The organism is Burkholderia sp. Bp9142, assembly GCF_003853415.1.
In the GTDB taxonomy this organism is placed as follows: Bacteria; Pseudomonadota; Gammaproteobacteria; order Burkholderiales; family Burkholderiaceae; genus Burkholderia.
In genome coordinates this window covers 51,227-70,093 of record NZ_QTPP01000041.1, presented here as the reverse complement: position 1 = coordinate 70,093, position 18,867 = coordinate 51,227, and the positions used below count along the sequence as shown (strand labels likewise).

The 18,867-nt window shown below is 62.8% G+C and carries 17 protein-coding genes and 1 tRNA gene; 2 read left to right on the top strand and 16 right to left on the bottom strand.

The annotated features are described in order from the left end of the window. Both DIE22_RS31560 and DIE22_RS31555 read right to left on the bottom strand, forming a co-directional pair. Positions 1-2,705, bottom strand: a 2,705-nt coding sequence (locus DIE22_RS31560) for a DUF6531 domain-containing protein (RefSeq protein ID WP_148093202.1), incomplete at its 3' end; no start/stop codon positions are given. A 50-nt stretch (positions 2,706-2,755) separates the two neighbouring features. After that, the gene (locus tag DIE22_RS31555) at positions 2,756-5,935 is read right to left on the bottom strand and encodes a type VI secretion system Vgr family protein (protein WP_124606881.1); all 3,180 of its coding nucleotides are present in this window, start codon (positions 5,933-5,935) and stop codon (positions 2,756-2,758) included. Positions 5,936-6,293: 358 nt separating this feature from the next. Here DIE22_RS31555 and DIE22_RS31550 point away from each other — a divergent pair, with 358 nt between their 5' ends. After that, positions 6,294-7,094 (top strand): transporter substrate-binding domain-containing protein, encoded by an 801-nt coding sequence (locus DIE22_RS31550; protein WP_124606880.1) that lies wholly within the window; start codon positions 6,294-6,296, stop codon positions 7,092-7,094. 81 nt (positions 7,095-7,175) lie between these two features. On the opposite strand, the gene DIE22_RS31545 is transcribed toward DIE22_RS31550, so the two are convergent. The 10 genes from DIE22_RS31545 to DIE22_RS31495 form a co-directional block, all read right to left on the bottom strand. Continuing rightward, on the bottom strand, positions 7,176-7,379 hold the full coding sequence (locus DIE22_RS31545; protein ID WP_124501192.1) for a hypothetical protein: 204 nt from the start codon (positions 7,377-7,379) through the stop codon (positions 7,176-7,178). Between the two features lie 572 nt (positions 7,380-7,951). Next, positions 7,952-8,569, bottom strand: a complete 618-nt coding sequence (locus tag DIE22_RS31540; RefSeq protein WP_124606882.1) for a DUF4276 family protein — start codon at positions 8,567-8,569, stop codon at positions 7,952-7,954. A 2-nt stretch (positions 8,570-8,571) separates the two neighbouring features. Continuing rightward, entirely contained in the window at positions 8,572-9,819 is a 1,248-nt protein-coding gene (locus DIE22_RS31535; protein WP_124606879.1) for an AAA family ATPase, read from the bottom strand. 377 nt (positions 9,820-10,196) lie between these two features. Beyond that, positions 10,197-10,272 (bottom strand) — tRNA-Thr (locus DIE22_RS31525). A 19-nt stretch (positions 10,273-10,291) separates the two neighbouring features. Further along, positions 10,292-10,813, bottom strand: coding sequence for a ClpXP protease specificity-enhancing factor (locus DIE22_RS31520; RefSeq protein ID WP_124501191.1), 522 nt, complete (start codon positions 10,811-10,813; stop codon positions 10,292-10,294). Between the two features lie 71 nt (positions 10,814-10,884). Further along, positions 10,885-11,496, bottom strand: a complete 612-nt coding sequence (locus DIE22_RS31515; RefSeq protein WP_006400565.1) for a glutathione S-transferase N-terminal domain-containing protein — start codon at positions 11,494-11,496, stop codon at positions 10,885-10,887. 94 nt (positions 11,497-11,590) lie between these two features. Beyond that, positions 11,591-12,349: a cytochrome c1 gene (locus tag DIE22_RS31510; RefSeq protein ID WP_124501190.1), complete on the bottom strand. Its 759-nt coding sequence runs from the start codon at positions 12,347-12,349 to the stop codon at positions 11,591-11,593. Between the two features lie 21 nt (positions 12,350-12,370). Continuing rightward, a complete protein-coding gene (locus DIE22_RS31505; protein ID WP_124501189.1) occupies positions 12,371-13,753 on the bottom strand; it encodes a cytochrome bc complex cytochrome b subunit in 1,383 nt (460 codons plus the stop codon). Further along, entirely contained in the window at positions 13,750-14,370 is a 621-nt protein-coding gene (gene petA, locus DIE22_RS31500) for a ubiquinol-cytochrome c reductase iron-sulfur subunit (RefSeq protein ID WP_034209785.1), read from the bottom strand. The genes DIE22_RS31505 and petA overlap by 4 nt, the downstream gene beginning before the upstream one ends. Before the next feature lie 218 nt (positions 14,371-14,588). Beyond that, a complete protein-coding gene (locus DIE22_RS31495; protein WP_124501188.1) occupies positions 14,589-15,335 on the bottom strand; it encodes a Nif3-like dinuclear metal center hexameric protein in 747 nt (248 codons plus the stop codon). Between the two features lie 21 nt (positions 15,336-15,356). On the opposite strand from DIE22_RS31495, the gene DIE22_RS31490 reads away from it, so the two are divergent. Then, positions 15,357-16,562 (top strand): Do family serine endopeptidase, encoded by a 1,206-nt coding sequence (locus DIE22_RS31490; RefSeq protein WP_124501187.1) that lies wholly within the window; start codon positions 15,357-15,359, stop codon positions 16,560-16,562. Positions 16,563-16,782: 220 nt separating this feature from the next. Here DIE22_RS31490 and tatC read toward each other — a convergent pair whose 3' ends face one another. From tatC to DIE22_RS31470, 4 genes are all read right to left on the bottom strand, one after another. Then, on the bottom strand, positions 16,783-17,565 hold the full coding sequence (tatC, locus tag DIE22_RS31485; RefSeq protein WP_124501186.1) for a twin-arginine translocase subunit TatC: 783 nt from the start codon (positions 17,563-17,565) through the stop codon (positions 16,783-16,785). A 41-nt stretch (positions 17,566-17,606) separates the two neighbouring features. Next, positions 17,607-18,137, bottom strand: a complete 531-nt coding sequence (tatB, locus tag DIE22_RS31480) for a Sec-independent protein translocase protein TatB (protein WP_124501185.1) — start codon at positions 18,135-18,137, stop codon at positions 17,607-17,609. 26 nt (positions 18,138-18,163) lie between these two features. Continuing rightward, positions 18,164-18,394 carry a Sec-independent protein translocase subunit TatA gene (tatA, locus tag DIE22_RS31475; protein ID WP_034183658.1) on the bottom strand — a complete coding sequence of 77 codons (231 nt, stop codon included), beginning with the start codon at positions 18,392-18,394 and terminating at the stop codon, positions 18,164-18,166. 93 nt (positions 18,395-18,487) lie between these two features. Next, positions 18,488-18,853 (bottom strand): histidine triad nucleotide-binding protein, encoded by a 366-nt coding sequence (locus DIE22_RS31470; RefSeq protein ID WP_124606878.1) that lies wholly within the window; start codon positions 18,851-18,853, stop codon positions 18,488-18,490. Positions 18,854-18,867 lie beyond the last annotated feature (14 nt).

The following is an 18,867-nucleotide window of genomic DNA, read 5'->3' as shown; positions in this document are numbered from 1 at the left end:
TCGTATTGATAGCGCGTCGACTTGCCGTCGAACGCGACTTCCTCGATCAGCCGCCCTGCAGGATCGTAGTGGAACTGGTACGTCGCAAAGTTGGCATCGGTCAACGCGGTCAAGCGGCCGAGACGGTCGTAGCGATACGCAATCGTCTGCCCCAGCGCATCCGCGCGGCTCGCAATGCGACCAACCGCATCGTAGCCATATCGCGTCGATCGATTGAGTTGATCCGTATGCCTTAACAATCGACCTTCAGCGTCGTACTGCACGTGTTCGACGCCGGCCGGCGAGCGAATCTCCGTCAATTGGCCGTTCGGACCATAGCCATAAGCGACTATGCCTCCCGATGCGTCCTTGGTCTCGATCACGCGACCGATATCGTCGTAGCGCCACGCCGTCTTCTTTCCGGAGCAGTCCGTATAGCTCGTGAACTGTCCAGCGTCGTTGTATTCAAGCGCCTTCGAGCCGCCCTTCGCATCGGTGATCTGTGTCGGCAACCCCTTGTCGTTGTAACCGTACTTCGTCGCGTGCTCGAGCGGATCGATTTCCTCGACGAGGTTGCCCGCATCGTCGTACTTGCGCTGCCACACATGCCCGTTCGGATCGACGAGCCGGATCATCTGATCCTTGTCGTCGTATGCCATCTCGACGATGCTGCCGTCGGCGCGCTCGTGCCACGTCCGGTTACCGCGTGCGTCATAACGCATCTGCTCGATGCTGCCGTCCTGCAGAATGTGCAGCGTCAGATTGTTGTGCTCGTCGCGGCGGAACCACTCCTCGTTTCCATCCGGATAGGCGATTCGGTAGACGTACCCCTTGATGTTGAAGTAATAGCGCGTCATCTGACCGAGTGCATCGGTCACGTAGGTCAGCCGAATGTTCGGATGCCACGCAAGGCGGATATCGAGACTGCCGTCGTCCGCGTACTCGCGCACGCATTTCGCGTTAGCGTTGTCGTCAGCGGCCGCCCCGTCCCATTCAAGCGTCATCCCGCGGCCGGTGCGATCGGTATAGCGCGTCACGAGATGGCGGTCGTACTGATAGTTCCACGCGTTGCCGTGCCGATCGGTTGCCCGGACGAGATCGCCCGCTTCGTCATAGGCGTAACTCGCCAGCGTACGGCGCTTGCCGTCCTCGAGGACCTGCTCGATCAGTACGATCCGCCCTTGTTTGTCGTGCTCGAACGACAGCACGTTGCCACTCGCGTCGATCAAGCGCGCCACGCGGCCGAGCGCATCATAGTCGAGCGTGATCGTGTTACCCGCGCGATCCTTCTGCATCGCCAGACGGAACGCGTTGCCGCGCCGTTCGTACACGTGCAACTCGTCATGGCCGTATGCAATCGTGGCCCACGTATCGTCGAGTCGCGACAGCGTCAGGTTTTCCGAGAGATCATCATGCACGCTGCCGGCAGCGAGGGCGCGATATTCAAGGCTGCGCCCGCTGGCATCGCGGTAGAACCAGGTCTCGCCTTCGACGTCGATGCGCGTCGTGTACGGGGTGAGCCACCGCGCGCCGAGTTCGCCGTTATCGTATGCGGAGAGGCGCGACCGGTACGTACGCGCCCAGACGAGCGGTAGTGCGCCGGGCAGATCAAAGTCGGTATGCGTGAACGTCTCGTCGCCGAATGCGAAATCAATCGACGCCTTCGAGGCACCAATCTGACACCCTTTGCAAGGACTCTGGCCAGCGCCTTCCGCATGCGCCTGCTGCCCGGTTGCACCCGCCGGCTCCTGAGGACGCTCATGCTGCGCCTTCCCCTTGCCGCCGGGCGGCACGTCGGCGGTCTTCTCATGAAGCTTCCCGCGCGCGCGCACCCTTGCCACGGCCTCGATCACTTGCGCGATCAGCCACAGCATCTTGCCTTCCTCGCTGCCATTCAGATCGCGGATCGCCTTCGCGACTTTCGGCGCCTCGGCCTTCAGGAATGCGACGATATCGCGGAACGGTTGCAGCCACGAATCCGGGGCGAGCTTCGCAGCAGTTCCCACCGTCGCGTTCCCGGCTTCCTTCCCCAACGCGATCGAACCTTCGTAACCGTACTCGATCGCGTCAACCACCAGCATTGGGTTGTACCAGGACCGCTTGTCCATCTTCTGAGCGATCTGCGCAGTACGTCGCACGTTCGTGCTGCTGTCGAAAATTTGCCCCTTGAGTGCGAGCTCCAGCCCGGTGGCAATACCGACCATCAATTCCTGCGCCTTGTGCGCGCAGTCGTTCAGCAGTTCGACAAGAACGTCCTGCAGGGTCTTCAGGAAGTTTTCGATTTCGGTCGCGGCCGCGGCGTTGACATGCGTGACGAGCACCGAGATAAGCGCCGCGCCGAGATTGCCGCGAGACACCAGCAACTGATTGCGCACGAGCGCCAGCAGCGGCCGCGCCGACAGTCGGAACGATGCCAGCGGCGGCGGAACTGGAATAACCCCGATCAGGTTGATCGCAAGCCCGAGGTAATCGAGCAGATCGGCGTGGCGCTTCTCGACGATCATCACGATGTCGCAGACCGCGTCGTAAAACGCCATCAGGTTGCCGATGATCGGCACTGCGCTTGCGAAGGTCTTGAGATCCTCGAACGAAATGTGATTGCCGCTGATCTTGAGCAACCACTTATTGAAACGGTCGCCCCCCGCCGCGACATCTTTCGGGGAAATATCGCTGAGCCAGGAAACGGCCTGTTCCTTCTCTGCGCCCGGTGGAAGTTGTTGTGCCATGTCGTTCTTCGTTCAAATCGTTTTTTCAAGACGGCTGACAAGCCGCCCTCTCAGGATTTCAGCGGTCCGCCGAACCCGCTCGTCGGCAGCTTCATGCCGGTCGCACCGGCAGCGGATGCCACCGTCGTAGCGCCCTTGCCGGCGATCCCGGCGACACCTGGTAGCGCGCCCTGCACTGCACCGGACGCCGCATTCGCAACCGGCGTGGCCAGCGCCGCGAGCCCGCCCTGGCGCGCCGCCTGAACCATCCCGGCCACCTGCTTCGCAGCACTGCCCAGGCTCGAAGCCGTCTGTAGCGCGGAAACAGCGCCTGCCCCACCCAGTGCACTTGCCGCAGCCGGCAACGCAGAACTGGCCAGTCCGCCTAACGCAGCGCCGGCCCCACCTCCGCTCGCAAGCCCCATCGCAGCCGTCGTCGCCGCAGGTGCCATCCCCTTCAACTGGCTCGCGAGCTGCTCCGTCGCTGCGGCCTGCGCCGCCTGCGGCGACGGCTCAACAGGCTCGACTGGCCACTGCGCCTGCTTAAAGTAATTCGCCGGCTGATCCGACTCGCGCGGATCCTTCCCGAACTCGACACGCACCGCCCCCGGCGGCAAACCGCTCACGGCCGTATAGCCACTGTTGTCGAGCGCGCCCTTCTTCAGCACGGCGCCATTCACGTCTCTCACCGTGAACAGCCCGCCCTTCACCGCCTCGCCGTTCACATACTTGTGAAACAACTCCAGTTGCCCCGGCTGATCCGGCCGCGGACTCGGCAACGGATACCCCATGCTCGCCGGCCCGGCGAACGTATGCGATGCCCCCTTCACATCCACCGCGCCAGGCGTATGAATCTCGATATTGCCGCCCTGGATGCGGATATACCCGCCGCCGCTCGTCAGCAGAATTCCCTGATCGGCCGCGATTTCGATCCGGTCCGTCGCCGATACGACCTTCACCGCCTTCTGCGCGGTCACCTCGACGTTGTCCGACTGCGCCTGGATCTCGACCTTGCCCTTGCCCGCGAACAGCTTCATCCCCGCGTTCTGCACGAACAGGCTCAGCTTCTGCCCGATGCTACCGATCAGCGACTTGCCCGCCGCGACATGCACGCTCTGTCCGCTCGCGACGTTCACGTGATCGTTCGCGACCATGTGCAGCGATTGCTGCGTCGACATCCCGATCCCCGACGGGCTGCCGAACAGCATCACCGGCTCCTTGAACGCATTCGCGCTGCCCGTGCCGCCGCCTGCCGTGCGGCCGCCGGACGCGTTGCCCGACGCACTGTCCTGCGTCGCGTCGGTGAACGCGCGCATCGTGTCGTGTGCTTCCTTCAGGCTCTCCGCCTGATGCTGCTCGCTCACGCCCGACATCGCCTCGACCAGGCTCTCGCCCGTCACGAGTTGCTGCTGCGCTTCCTTCACGTCGAGCGGCTGGCTGTTCGGCGCCTTCGGATGGGTGGTGACGTACAGGCCCTGGCTCGCCCGCACCGCGCCATACGCATCCGAGCGCAGGTCGAAGCCACTGCCCAGATACGACCCGCGCGAATTGCCGTTCTGGTCGATGAGGTAGCCGAGATGCAGCAGGCTGTTCGCGCTGCTGCTCATCAACTGCACGCGGTTCTGCCCGGTCGCGTCGTCCATCACGAGATGGTTGTAGCCGCTGCCCGAATACTCTTTCGACCGATATCCGGAGAGAATCCCGTCGCTATGCCACTGCGGCTGGTTCGCACCGTTGTACACACGACCGACCGCGAGCGGCCGGTCGCAATCGCCGCCGACGTAGTCGATCAGCACTTCCTCGCCGATGCGCGGCACGTGCACGCCGCCATAGCCGCCCCCGGTATCCGACTGCACGACACGCACCCAGCACGACGCGTTCTCGTTGCCCGGATTCAACCGATCCCACACGAACTGCACGCGAATCCGGTTCAGCTCGTCGGTATAAACCTCTTCACCCTGGGGCCCGACGACGATCGCCGTTTCGAGATGCATCTTCGGCTTCTCGTGTTCAAACGGGCTGCGATACGGCACGCTCACGCGCTGCGCCTCGACTTCGACGAGGTAGAAGCCAACTGAGCCGTCGTCATGCGGCACGCGAAACGCGGGCGCGGTACCGTAACCCTCCTGCGCTTGCGTCAACGCGTCGCGCAGGCTGTACGGAAAGTCCGCGCTGCTGCTCGCGACCGGCAAGTTGTTCTCGATCCACCATTCGACGCCGATCGCCGCGAACTCACGCTGGTCGGCGGGATCGCGGTCGTGCTCGGGATGATCCGACAGCGTGAAGCGCCGGCCGGCATCGATCGCGCGCACGCCGCCCGCGCCATGGAAGCGCTTCGCCTGCGACTCCCACTCCTCCATCCGCACCTTCGTCAGATGGTCGCCGCGCGTCTGGTCCAGATACGTGTACGCACCGGTGTACTCGTAGACTTCGAGCTGGTCGGGCAATTCGCCCTGGCCACCCATCGTCGGCAGCGTCGTGCCCTTCGGGTTCGACGGTTGCGACGGGTTCTTGTAGTCGAACGTGCGCGTCGTTCGGGTCACGCTCTGCAGCGTGCGCGTGCCCGACCATTGCGTGAACGCATCGGCTTCGCTCGTCGCGCCGCCTCGATAGAAACGCACGGTTTCGGGCGACAGCGGCGCGAACGCCTGCAGGTTGTCGGTGATCACGAGCGTGTGCGACTTGCCGTCGTCGGCCTGCTGCCAGGTGCCGTAGAGGCCTTCGCTCTCCATCAGCCGATGCACGAAATGCCAGTCGGTGTCGTGCTGGCGCGTGTATGACCGGCTCGGCAGCGGCTGCGACAGCGCGAAGCGGAAATGCCCCCGCGCCTGCGGATGCCGGTTCAGCACATCGCTGATGATCTGGTCGACGGTCGTGTCGTTCCAGAGCCGCTGGTCGCGACGAAACTTCAGGAAATGGGTGAAATCGGCGAACGTGAGCTGATAGGTCGTGAGCCCGCCGTCGGCGCCGAGGCGGCGCGCGGTGTGCACGTACCCGTTGATCGGCCGGTAGCTGCGATCGCCCTGCTGGATCCACAACGTGACCGGCTGCGCGATCAGCTTTTTAAGTTCCAGATCGCTATCGGTCGACAGCACGTCGAGCGTGAATTCGTACGCGCGCCCGATGCGCGAGCGGCCGACCGCCCGCTGCACGGTCAGCACGTTGGCGCCCAACGGCGTATCGAGCTTCAGCAGCCGGTCCTGCTGAAGCAACCCGCCGCGCAATGCGGCAACAGTGTTCTGCATGTTCATGGCAACGGCCTTTTGTTCTTTTGACGCGCCCTCGGATGGCGCGCTGTGCGATTTCGCTCGCGCGATTTTACAGACAAATTACTGCGCGAATCGGAAAAATGACCTGATTTAAAAGAGCGCTTTTAAGCGCATTCCGAATAGCCAGGGCGAACGGTTCGAACGCTTGTTCGGCACGTACGAGCCACGTCGCCACGCTGCGCTGCGCACCCTTCGCCCGCTGAAATCGATTGCAATCAGGGCCAATTCGACTTCCGGCGCGGCCCGGTTGCGAGTAGTGTCTACGTGCCCGTATTCCGGCCCAGCCCGGCATGATCGATGCCCGGCGCTCGATTACCACACTGAACACTGGAGATCTGCGATGAAACGTTCGAAGTTCCTGCTGTCGGGCCTGCTGCTCGCGTCGGCCCTCGGCTTCACGGCCGTTGCCGCACATGCGGACGACCTGCTCGATTCGGTGAAGAAAGCCGGCGTGCTGCGCGTCGGCCTCGAAGGCACGTATCCGCCGTTCAACTCGCGCGGCACGTCGGGTCAGCTCGAGGGCTTCGACGTCGACGTCGCGAATGCTGTCGCCGGCAAGCTCGGCGTGAAAACGCAATTCGTCCCGACCGAATGGAGCGGCATCATCGCGGGCCTGCAGACCGGCAAGTTCGACGTGATCGTCAACCAGGTCACGATCACGCCGCAGCGCAAGGAAGCGCTCGACTTCAGCCAGCCGTACACGTACTCGGCCGCGCAGCTGATCCAGCGCAAGGACGACAAGCGCGACTTCAAGTCGCTCGAGGACTTCAAGGGCAAGAAGCTCGGCGTGACGCTCGGCACCAACTACGACCAGATGGCGCGCAGCGTGCCGGGCATCGAGGTGCAGACGTATCCGGGCGCGCCGGAAAAACTGCGCGACCTCGCCGCGGGCCGGATCGAGGCGACGCTCGACGACCGCCTGATGCTGCCGTACATGATCAAGACGTCGAACCTGCCGCTGCGCTCGGGTGCGGTGCTGAACGGCGGCAAGCAGGAGATGGCGATCCCGTTCCGCAAGGGCAATCCGAAGTTCGAGAAAGCGATCAACGATGCACTGGATTCGCTGCGCAAGGAAGGCACGTTGAAGAAGATCTCGATGCACTGGTTCGGCAGCGACGTGACAGTGCCGGTCGCGCAGTAAGCGGTTCGCCGAGCGTTCAATGCGTCACGTCCTTCGCTGCGGCGAAGGCGTGACGCGCTTCTGCGGTTCAGCTCCCTTCCTTCAAGCCGCTTCGTCGAAGCGCGCAAGCAGCATCTGGCCGATCGGCGTCAGCGCCGGGCGCGCGGCCACCGCATTCACGCGTACCTGCATATCGTCAACGAGCCGCTTTTCTACGAGCACGGCGAACGCCGGGTTCGCCAGGTCGACGCTGTCCGGCGCGCGAGCAATGCGCAGCAGCATCGAAAATTCATGTGGACTCAGCATGGTCCCTGTCTCCTGATCGTCCGCGATCCAGCTCGATCGGCGTCGATCGTGTTTTCGAATGGAATGATGCGGTGCATGGTCGATGCGCTGCCGGGAGCGAGATCCCGGGTGGCCGCTTGCGCGACGCGGGCACGGCGTCGCGTGCGGGTTACGCACGCCCGGATCGCGGCGATGGTGCCGCGACGGGAACGTGCAACCTTAGGGGGGCAGCGTGACGCGGGCGTGACAGGAAAACGGGGGCGTGGCGATGTGTGCTGCCTGCCGGAAATGCATGGCGCAGGAAGCGGGAAATGCCGCCGGTCGGCTGCGTGTATGCACGACCGTTCAGGGTTCCGGCGGTCATGGACACGGCGCCACAAACGAAAAAGGGGTTACGGAAAAATTCCGTAACCCCTTTTCGGATTTGGTGCCGGCTGCAGGACTCGAACCCGCCACCTGATGATTACAAAGCACTTGAAAAAATCAACAATTACAATGACCTAGAGGAATATCGCGTTTCCAAAACTCTCGTTTGCTTCGGCTTCTCAGCCTTACATGGCAAAAGTCCGCGACCGATTGGAAACGCGCACACCTTATGAAAGTGCCTCCATCAATGCTGCGTGAAATGCCTGAAAACTCGGCGACCTATTTTGATCCGGGGTTACGCGGGCAGCAATACGGCGTGCAGTATCGATCTTGGGCAAACCCTCCTTGAAGTACCCGTGATTCTGCATGACTCGCTCAAACGTCTCCCACGTTCCCCCCAAGATCGCATCTGGCTCGCGCAATCCACGACGTTGAGGAACGTCACGCGAAACCCTGGGATATTCCTCCTTTACCGCCGACCAATCCCCGAAATACCAAGCTTCAAGCTCCTCCACAGCGATGCGATTGACCACTTGCCACTGCGCGTCGCCAGCGCGGCTGCGAGTAACCAACCCGGCTCGCTGCGCCATTGCTTCGAGGTTCGCCTTCAGTTCCCTGCAATCGTCGTCGTCGCGGTCAACAATAACAAACAATCGCCAGTCGTTCGGCAGCCACTGAGCGTATCCCTTGAGGCGTGCTTCCAGTTTGCCCAATAGGTCCGCCTTCCCTTGGAATGCATGTACTTCGGAACCACAGTCCACTGGTATCAACCTAGGCAGCAACCCACGGAGGAATGCCTCCATTGAGGGCTCCTCAACCAAGAACACAAGGTGATTTGCGGCCATCGTCACGACCCTATCGTTAGCGGTCGCGTAGGCGCCCCTTGGTTAACCAACGGATCACCGACCCCAAGTTGCCCCTCCATCCACAAGTGCCCGAGCAGCGCGCCGTGGCTTACAAATTCGCTCACCCCCGGCAAATCCGCCGCGCGGCGAGCCTGCGTATAGCCCTGTTCGTCTCGCCAAAGGACCCGTACCTCCTCTGGCCGCACGCTGTTCAGAAAGAAAGGTGAATGTGTCGTCACCAACAACTGTGTAGACGCCGCCGCGACGCGACATTCCTCAGCAAGTTCAGGAAGAAGCCGCGGGTGCAGATAGTTTTCGGGTTCTTCAATGCCGATAAATGGTGGAGGTGCGGGGTCGTTTAGCAGCAACAGGTACGCCAGCATTTTCAATGTGCCGTCCGATGCGAATCGCGCGAGTACCGGACTGCTGAACGGCGCATCTTTGATTTGAAGAAGCAAACGACCATCTGGCATGGTCTCGGCCAGTACACGTTCAATTCTCGGCACGCGGCGTCGCAACACGTCGAAAATGTGGTCGAGCCGCTCGCTGTGTTGCTCGGCCAGGTATTGGATGACATTCGCTAAGTTGTCGCCGCTACGGCTAAGGCGCTCCTGCGGTCCAGCCTCCGGCTGACCGCGTGCACTGTCCGCAGATAGATACGATACGTACCATCCGGTAATGAATTCACGCAGTGCGGCGATACGTGGGTGGCCCGCAAACTGCCCCAAAGCGTTGACTGCAAGCAGATCCGGAGACTGTAATGGCGTCTCTACACGGTGGTCCTGCTCGTCTGGAACCTCTCCACTAATCGCGCGCCCTTTACCTTCCCGGTAATCGAGGAAACGAAATGGCTGACCGTGACTACCGCGCTTCCATTTCAACCACTCCTCGACTACTACCGGCACCCCCTGCAGCTCGTCGACTGCCAAGTGATAGGTGATAAGCGGGTATCCATGCTCGCGATATTTGATCTCAATGGTGAGCGGTCCATCGCTTCCCCTTGTCTTAAGCTCCTTGCCTCGCCCGCGTTTATCCCATGCGCGACGAAGTCCGAGTTCGAAACAGTCAGCCAGGAAAGCAAAGACATCGAATACCGTCGATTTGCCGCTTCCGTTCGGGCCTAGCAGCACGGTCAGCGGTGTAAGGTTCTTGAACTCCAGCTCCCGCAAGGCTCGAAAATTCCGCACCTTGAGATATTCGATTCGGGCGGGAGCGCGCGGCCGCGATAAGTTTGGGTTAACTTCAGGCATTTTCGTGTCCCTGATGTTCGTAACAGGAGGGGTATGCGGAAGCTATACCAACACGCCTGTTATGTGAAAACAAGGTGTCGATGATACCCGCTAACGAAAGGCAAGCTGCGCTCGCGTTTCGACACCGCGCGCGAGCTGGTCGGCATCGAGAAGGCAAAATTTCAGTTCCACGACCTGCGCGCGGTGTGACGCACAAGACGCTCGACAAAGGGTTGGAGGGGGCAACGATTGGCAGGGCACAGCGGACCTGGCGTGGCCGCGCGATACGCGCACGGCGCGTGGCCCGTTAGCAGTCTCGCTGACACGCATTAGAAACGTGAGGGGGAATCGGAAACGCGAAGGGGCTACGCAAACATCGCGTAACCCCTTGTCAGATTTGGTGCCGGCTGCAGGACTCGAACCCGCCACCTGATGATTACAAATCAACTGCTCTACCAGATGAGCTAAGCCGGCGTAAGCGCGAGATTCTACCTCATTTCACGATCTTGAGGCGAGGTCTGCTGCCGCCTTTCGAGCCATCCCCGTCGGTTTTCGGCGGTTCGTCGGCACCTTCGGACGGTTCTTCATTCGCACCGTGATCGGCGACCGGCGTCAGCACGGCCGGCGACTCGTCGCGCTGGGCCTCATCGTCCTGCGCGGCATCGTCTTCGAACGCACCCGAATCCTCGCCCTCACCGGCCACCGCATCGACCTGGAACGCCATCCCCTGCCCGTTCTCCCGCGCGTAGATCGCGAGCACGTTGGCCACCGGAATCTCGATCTTGTGCGCCTTCCCGGAGAACCGGGCAGTGAACTCGATCCACTCGTTACCCATCTGCAGCTGGCTCGTCGCCTCGAAGCTGATGTTGAGCACGATCTCGCCGTCACGCACGAACTGACGCGGCACGCGCGTCGAGTTGTCGACCCTCACCGCGATATGCGGCGTGTAACCGTTATCGGTGCACCACTCGTACAGCGCGCGCAGCAGATAAGGCTTCGTTGAAATCTCTTGCATCACAATCCTCGAACCCGGAGCGGGCACGCAGCACGCCGCGCCGCCCGCTCCGTCATGCCCTCATTGCATCATCAACGACGCATGACCTTTTCGGACGGCGTCAGTGCTTCGATATAGGCCGGACGGCTGAAGATCCGCTCGGCATACTTCATCAGCGGCGCAGCGTTCTTCGACAGCTCGATGCCGTAGTGATCCAGACGCCACAGCAGCGGCGCGATCGCGACGTCGAGCATCGAGAACTCCTCGCCGAGCATGTACTTGTTCTTCACGAAGATCGGCGCGAGCTGCGTCAGGCGATCGCGGATCGCGAGGCGTGCCTTCTCGTGGTTCTTCTCCGCTGCCTTGCCCTTCTCGTTTTCGAGCGTGCTGACGTGAACGAACAGTTCCTTCTCGAAGTTGAGCAGGAACAGGCGTGCACGTGCGCGCTGCACCGGGTCGGCCGGCATCAGTTGCGGGTGCGGGAAGCGCTCGTCGATGTATTCGTTGATGATGTTCGATTCGTACAGAATCAGGTCGCGCTCGACCAGAATCGGCACCTGACCGTACGGGTTCATCACCGAAATGTCTTCCGGCTTGTTGAACAGGTCGACGTCACGGATCTCGAAATCCATGCCCTTCTCGAACAGCACCAGCCGGCAACGCTGGGAGAACGGACAAGTTGTGCCGGAATACAGAACCATCATATTTGCGTTTCCTCAAAAAAGCCGAGGGCCGGCACGCGGCGCAACCCCTTTCACGGGTTCCGCCTTGCGCCGGCCCCACGCCGGTCAGGCGTGTTTACTTGATATCTTTCCAGTACGCGGCATTGAGCCGCCAGGCCAGGAAAGTCAGGACACCGAGAAAGACCAGCACCCACACGCCGAGGCGTTTGCGGGTCTGCTGGGCCGGCTCGGACATCCATGTCATATAGGCCACCAGGTCGGCCACCGCGGCGTCATAGTCGGGCGACGACAACGTCCCCGGCGTGACCTGCTGGAAGCCGACGAGCGTGTGGACCTTCTCGCCCGTCTCCTCGTCCGTCTTGTCTTCGAATTTGGCAGTGCGCTGCCCCTGCAGTTGCCACAATACATGGGGCATGCCGACGTTCTCGAACACCGCGTTGTTCCAGCCGGTCGGCCGCGTATCGTCACGGTAGAAGCTCCGCAGATACGTGTACAGCCAGTCGCGGCCGCGCGCCCGCTCCTCGACCGACAGGTCGGGCGGCGTGGTGCCGAGCCAGTTCTTCGCGTCTTCGGGCCGCATCGCGACGGACATCGTGCTCCCAACCTTGTCGGTCGTGAACAGGAGATTCGTTTCGATCTCCTTCTGGGATATGCCCAGATCCGTCAGACGGTTGTAGCGCATCAGGTTCGCGCTGTGGCAGTTCAGGCAATAGTTTACAAACAATTGCGCGCCGTGCTGAAGCGAAACGAGATTTTCCGTGTTATCGGGCGCCCGGTCGAGCGGAAAATTACCTTCCGCGCGCACGGCCGGCGCCGCCAGCAGCGCAACGGCCGTCGCCCCGATCAGCGCGAGCGTCGAAAGCAGTTTCTTCATGTCGTTCTCTCCTCGCTCACGTTAATGGGGCTTGAAGCGCACCCGCTCCGGCGGCTGCTTGAACGTGCCAAGCTGCGTCCAGACGGGCATGCCGAGGAAGAACGCGAAGTAGATCAGCGCGCAGCCCTGCGCAATCAGCGTCGCGACCGGCGATGGCGGCCGCGTGCCGAGGAACGCGAGGATCAGGAACGCCGCGACGAAGATCCCGAGGAACACCTTGTGGAACAGCGGCCGGTAGCGGATCGACTTCACCGGGCTGCGGTCGAGCCACGGCAGGAAGAACAGCGTGATCACCGCCGAGCCCATCACGACGACGCCCCAGAACTTCGATTCCGTCAGGAACATGAACACGACGATCGCCGCGGCCAGCACCGGCAGCCCGACCTTCCACTTGCCGCGCGCGCGGATCAGCGCCAGCACGCCGAGCAGCGCGATCACGATCATCAGCACGATCTTGAACGGGTCGGTGGTCGCGCGCAGCATCGCGTAGAACGCGGTGAAGTACCAGACCGGCGCGATCTCCGGCGGCGTCTGCAGCGGGTTCGCCGGGATGAAGTTGTTCGACTCGAGGAAGTAGCCGCCCATCTCCGGCGCGAAGAACACGATCAGCGCGAACACCATCAGGAACACGCAGACGCCGAAGAAATCGTGCACCGAGTAGTACGGATGGAACGGGATGCCGTCGAGCGGAATGCCGTTCGCGTCCTTCTTCGCCTTGATCTCGATGCCGTCCGGGTTATTTGACCCCACTTCGTGCAGCGCGACGAGGTGCGCGATCACGAGGCCGATCAGCACGAGCGGAATCGCGATCACGTGGAACGCGAAGAAGCGGTTCAGCGTGACGTCCGACACCACGTAGTCGCCGCGGATCCACAACGACAGGTCGGGGCCGACGAACGGGATCGCCGAGAACAGGTTCACGATCACCTGCGCGCCCCAGAACGACATCTGGCCCCACGGCAGCAGGTAGCCGAAGAACGCCTCGGCCATCAGGCACAGAAAGATCGCGCAGCCGAAGATCCACACGAGTTCGCGCGGCTTGCGGTACGACCCGTACATCAGCCCGCGGAACATGTGCAGGTACACGACGACGAAGAACATCGATGCGCCGGTCGAGTGCAGGTAGCGGATCAGCCAGCCCCACGGCACCTCGCGCATGATGTACTCGACCGACGCGAACGCGAGCACCGAGTCGGGCTTGTAGTTCATCGTCAGGAAGATGCCCGTGACGATCTGGTTGACGAGCACCAGCAGCGCGAGCGAGCCGAAGAAGTACCAGAAGTTGAAGTTCTTCGGCGCGTAGTACTCGGAAACGTGCTTCTTCCAGGTGGACGTGAGCGGGAAGCGCTGGTCGATCCAGCCGGTGAGACCTGTCGTGGAGACTTCCTTGTTGTCGGCCATCACGCTTCTCCTTTCTCGTCCTTGCCGATCACGAGGGTCGTCGCCGACGTGAACATGTAGGGCGGGATGTCGAGATTCTGAGGCGCCGGCTTGTTCTTGAACACGCGGCCGGCGAGGTCGTAGGTCGAACCGTGGCACGGGCACAGGAAGCCGCCCGGCCAGTCGTCCGGCAGGTTCGGCTGCGGCCCCGGCGTGAAGCGTTGGCTAGGCGTGCAGCCGAGGTGCGTACACACGGCCATCACGACGAGAATGTTCTTGCGATCGGCCCGCGCGCGATATTCGTTCGCGCAATACGCGGGCAACGGCATCGAATACGGGGATTTCGTGGTCGGATCGGCCACTTCCTTGTCGGCCTTGACCACATCGGCCAGCATCGAATCGGTACGATTCAGGATCCAGACGGGCTTGCCGCGCCACGGCACCGTGACCATTTCGCCCGGCTTCAGGCCGCTGATGTCGACCTCGACCGGTGCACCGGCCGCTTTCGCTTTCGCGGACGGCGCAAGCGACGCCGCGAAAGGTATGACGGTGGCTACGCCTCCCACGCCACCTGCTACGGATGTCGCAATCAGCCAGGTACGGCGGCCGCTGTCGACGCGTTTCTCTTCCTTGTCTCGCATCACACGCCCCACTTCTGAGTTGGATTTTCCGTCACGACTTTCCATTCCGCCGCTAGTTTGCTCGAATGGAGTCGCCATTTACAAGGCCCGGAGATGAAAATCCCTTCGAAGTAATTGATAGTCAAGGGTTTTCCCCCACTATCGGAGCAATTAAATCATTTCACTTTTAAGCGTTTGCTACATTGCGAAGTTTCGGTGCGCTGCCGCAAATCCGTCGTTCAGACCGGATTATGAATATCGATAAAAAGGTGTTCGATATCGAATTCTTCGGACAAGTGGTGCCCAAGCGCCTGGATTCCGTAGCGTTCGGTCGCATGGTGCCCTGCCGCAACGAACGCGACGCCGCTCTCGGCCGACGCGTGCGTGACCGGTTCCGACACCTCGCCGGTCAGGAACACGTCGGCGCCGGCCTCGATCGCCGCATCGAAATAGCTTTGCGCGGCGCCCGTGCACCACGCGATGCGGCGCAGCTGCATCTCCGGATCGCCGAGCACGAGCGGCGTGCGGCCAAGGGTGTTCTCCACCTTCGCGACGAAGTGCTCGAGCGTGACGGGCATCGGCAGCGTGGCCATCCAGCCGAGGTCGCCGTCGCCGAAACGCTGTTCGCCGATCAGTCCGAGCTTCTCGCCGAGCTGCGCGTTGTTGCCGAACTCGGGATGCGCGTCGAGCGGCAGGTGGAACGCGAACAGGTTCAGGTCGTTCGCGAGCAGCAGCTTCAGGCGCCGGTACTTGCGGCCCGTGATCTGCGGCGCCTCGTTGCGCCAGAAATAGCCGTGGTGGACGAGTACCGCATCCGCCCCCCATTCGAGCGCGGCTTCGAGGAAGGCCACCGACGCCGTCACGCCGGTGGCGATCTTCTCGATCTTGCGGCGCCCCTCGACCTGCAGGCCGTTCGGGCAATAGTCCTTGAAGCGCGCGATTTCAAGGGTATTGTTCAAGTACAATTCGAGTTCGATCCGATCCATATAAACCTCTAATCCATTCAGATGCTTAGACGCTTCTGGCTGTTCTTCGCGCAGGCGGTGACCGTACTGCTCGCGCTGATGTTCATCGTCGTGACGCTCAAGCCGCAATGGCTGCAACGGCAAGGACAGCTCGGCAAGCAGCTCGCCACGCCGATCGTCGCGCTGCGGGAAGTCGCGCCGGGCATCGGCGGTGCCCCGGCGACCACCTCGTATGCCGAGGCCGCGCAAAAGGCGATGCCCGCCGTCGTCAACGTCTTCTCCAGCAAGGACGGCTCGCTGCCGCCCGATCCGCGCGCGAAGGATCCGCTGTTCCGCTACTTCTTCGGCGACCGCAACGCCCGCAAGCAGCAGGACGAACCCGCCGCCAACCTCGGCTCCGGCGTTATCGTGAGCCCGGAAGGTTACATTCTAACGAACCAGCACGTCGTGGACGGCGCCGATCAGATCGAGGTTGCGCTTGCCGACGGCCGCACGGCCACCGCGAAGGTGATCGGTATCGACCCCGAAACCGACCTCGCCGTGCTGAAGATCAACATGACGAACCTGCCGACGATCACGCTCGGCCGCTCGGACCAGTCGCGGGTCGGCGACGTCGTGCTCGCGATCGGCAACCCGTTCGGCGTCGGCCAGACGGTCACGATGGGGATCATCAGCGCGCTCGGCCGCAATCACCTCGGCATCAACACGTTCGAGAACTTCATCCAGACCGACGCGCCGATCAACCCCGGCAACTCGGGCGGCGCGCTGGTCGACGTGAACGGCAACCTGCTCGGCATCAACACGGCGATCTACTCGCGCTCGGGCGGCTCGCTCGGCATCGGCTTCGCGATCCCCGTGTCGACCGCGCGCACCGTGCTCGAAAGCATCATCACGACGGGCTCGGTCACGCGCGGCTGGATCGGCGTCGAGCCGCAGGACGTCACGCCGGAGATCGCCGAGTCGTTCGGGCTCCAGCAGAAGTCGGGCGCGATCGTCGCGGGCGTGCTGCAGGGCGGCCCGGCCGACAAGGCCGGCATCAAGCCGGGCGACATCCTCGTGAGCGTGAACGGCGACGAAATCACCGATACGACGAAGCTGCTGAACACCGTCGCGCAGATCAAGCCGGGCACAGCGACCAAGGTGCACGTCGTGCGCAAGGGCAAGGAGTTCGACGTGAACGTCGTGATCGGCAAGCGCCCGCCGCCGCCGAAGCAGACGCTCGACGAACAGGACAGCGACAGCGAGTGACGTCCGGCAGGCGGTGCCTATGCACCGCTTGCAGGCAGACGGAAATGAAAAGGGCAGCCCGTTTTGAGCTGCCCTTTTGCTTTGCATCGAAGCGCTTTCACCGCGGTGACGCCACGTTCGCCCTCACCGGCTGCTCGTTCCCGTCACCTGTCGTGCTTCAACGATGCGGAGGGGGCATCGACGGTGGCCATCCTGCCGGCCAACGCGCGCCGCGCCTTCGTCAACTCGCGGCGCCGTTCTCCGCCTCGGGTTCTGCCGCCGGCTTCGGCACGAAGAACCGCGCGGCCAGCAGCCCGATCTCGAACAGCACGATGAGCGGCAGCGCGAGCATCAGCTGCGAGAAGACGTCCGGCGGCGTGACGACCGCCGCGATGACGAACGCGCCGACGATCACGTACGGCCGCATCTCCTTCAGCTTCTTCAGCGTCAGCACGCCCATCCGGACGAGCAGCACGACGACGATCGGCACCTCGAACGTCACCCCGAATGCGATGAACATCCCGAGTACGAAGCTCAGGTAGTTGTCGATGTCGGTCGACATCTCCGCGCCGAGCGGCGCGTTATAGTGCGCCATCACGCGGAAGATCGTCGGGAACACGAGGAAGTACGCGAATGCCATCCCGCCCAGGAACAGGACGTAGCTGCTGCCGACGAGCGGCACGACGAGCTTCTTCTCGTGCTGGTACAGGCCCGGTGCGACGAACGCCCAGATCTGGTACAGCACGACCGGCAACGCGATCACGAGCGCGACGAGCATCGTGACCTTCATCGGCACGAAGAACGAACCGGTGACGTCGGTCACGATCATCCTGCCGCCCTTCGGCAGGTTTTCCATCAGCGGCCGCGCGAGCAGCCGGAAGATGTCGGGCGCCCAGTACACGAGCCCGAGGAACACGACGATCACGGCCAGCCCCGCGCGAATGATGCGATCGCGAAGCTCGACGAGATGGGAAATGAAGGTTTCTTCCGGGGCGTCGCCCGGATTCTGCTGGGGGTCGCTCACACCGGCCCTCGGTAGGATTGACGAGCGAGCATGCGCTCGGCTCAGAAGAAGCGCGTCGGCCGGCGCAGGCTGGCCGGCTGATGGCGCGCGACACGTGCGGCGCCCGACTGCACGTGTGTGCGGCGGGTGGTCGCGCGCTTGTACCAGACAGGCGTCGCCGCCTGCTTCACACGCCAGTTGCGACGCTTCGACGCGAGCGCGGCCGTGCTGCCGCGCCACGACGGCGCCGCCGGCGTGTCGGAGCCGTACGTGCCGGCATCGACCGAGCCTTCGTTAAGGCCGCCGACCGCGGAATTCCACGTGTCGTTCAGTTCCTTCTCATGCTCGCGCAGGTTGTCGTGAATCGTCGTCTCGACATTGCGCGCGGCCGACTCGAAATCGGTCTTCATCGTCCGCAACGCGTCGAGTTCGATTTCGCGCGAGACCTCGGCCTTCACGTCGTTGATGTACCGCTGCGCGCGGCCGAACAATGCGCCCGCCGTGCGCGCGACGCGCGGCAGGCGCTCGGGGCCGAGCACCACGAGCGCGACGACGCCGATCAGCGCCATCTTCGAAAGACCAAGATCCAGCATCGCGAATGCCTGTCAGCGTGCCGGCGTTACGCCTTGTTCGAGTCGGAACGCGTCGTTTCCTTCGCGTTGACGTCGACCGAGCCCGAGCGCGGCAGTTGCTGCGCGTCCGCCGGCGTCTCGCCTTCCTTCATGCCGTCCTTGAAACCCTTCACGGCGCTGCCGAGGTCGTTGCCGATGTTGCGCAGCTTCTTCGTACCGAAAACCAGCGCGACGATCAGCAGCACGATCAGCCAGTGCCAAATGCTCAATCCACCCATGATGAAACCTCTCCTCAACCACGCCGCGTCGCGGCGCAAATCGCCGGCGGCACGCCGGCTTCGACTATCGATGCGGGGAAACGCCCCGCCGCGTCAACCCATCCGCAGCCACGGGCGCGGGCCGGCCAGGATATGCGCGTGCAGGTGGTAGACCTCCTGCCCGCCGCCGGGGCCTGTGTTGATCACCGTGCGAAAACCGGTTTCGCCGCCCGTGTAGGCGACGCCGAGCTGGTCGGCCAGACGCGCGACGAGCAGCATCAGTCGGCCGAGCATCGGCACATCGTCCTCGCTCGCCGCCGACAGCGTCGGCAGGTGCCGGCGCGGAATCACGAGCACGTGCGTCTCGGCCGCCGGGCGGATGTCGCGGAACGCGACGAATTCGTCGTCCTCGTGCACCTTCGTGCTCGGGATCTCGCCCGCCGCGATCTTGCAGAACAGGCAATTCGGATCGTGACTCATGTTGCTCCTGCGAA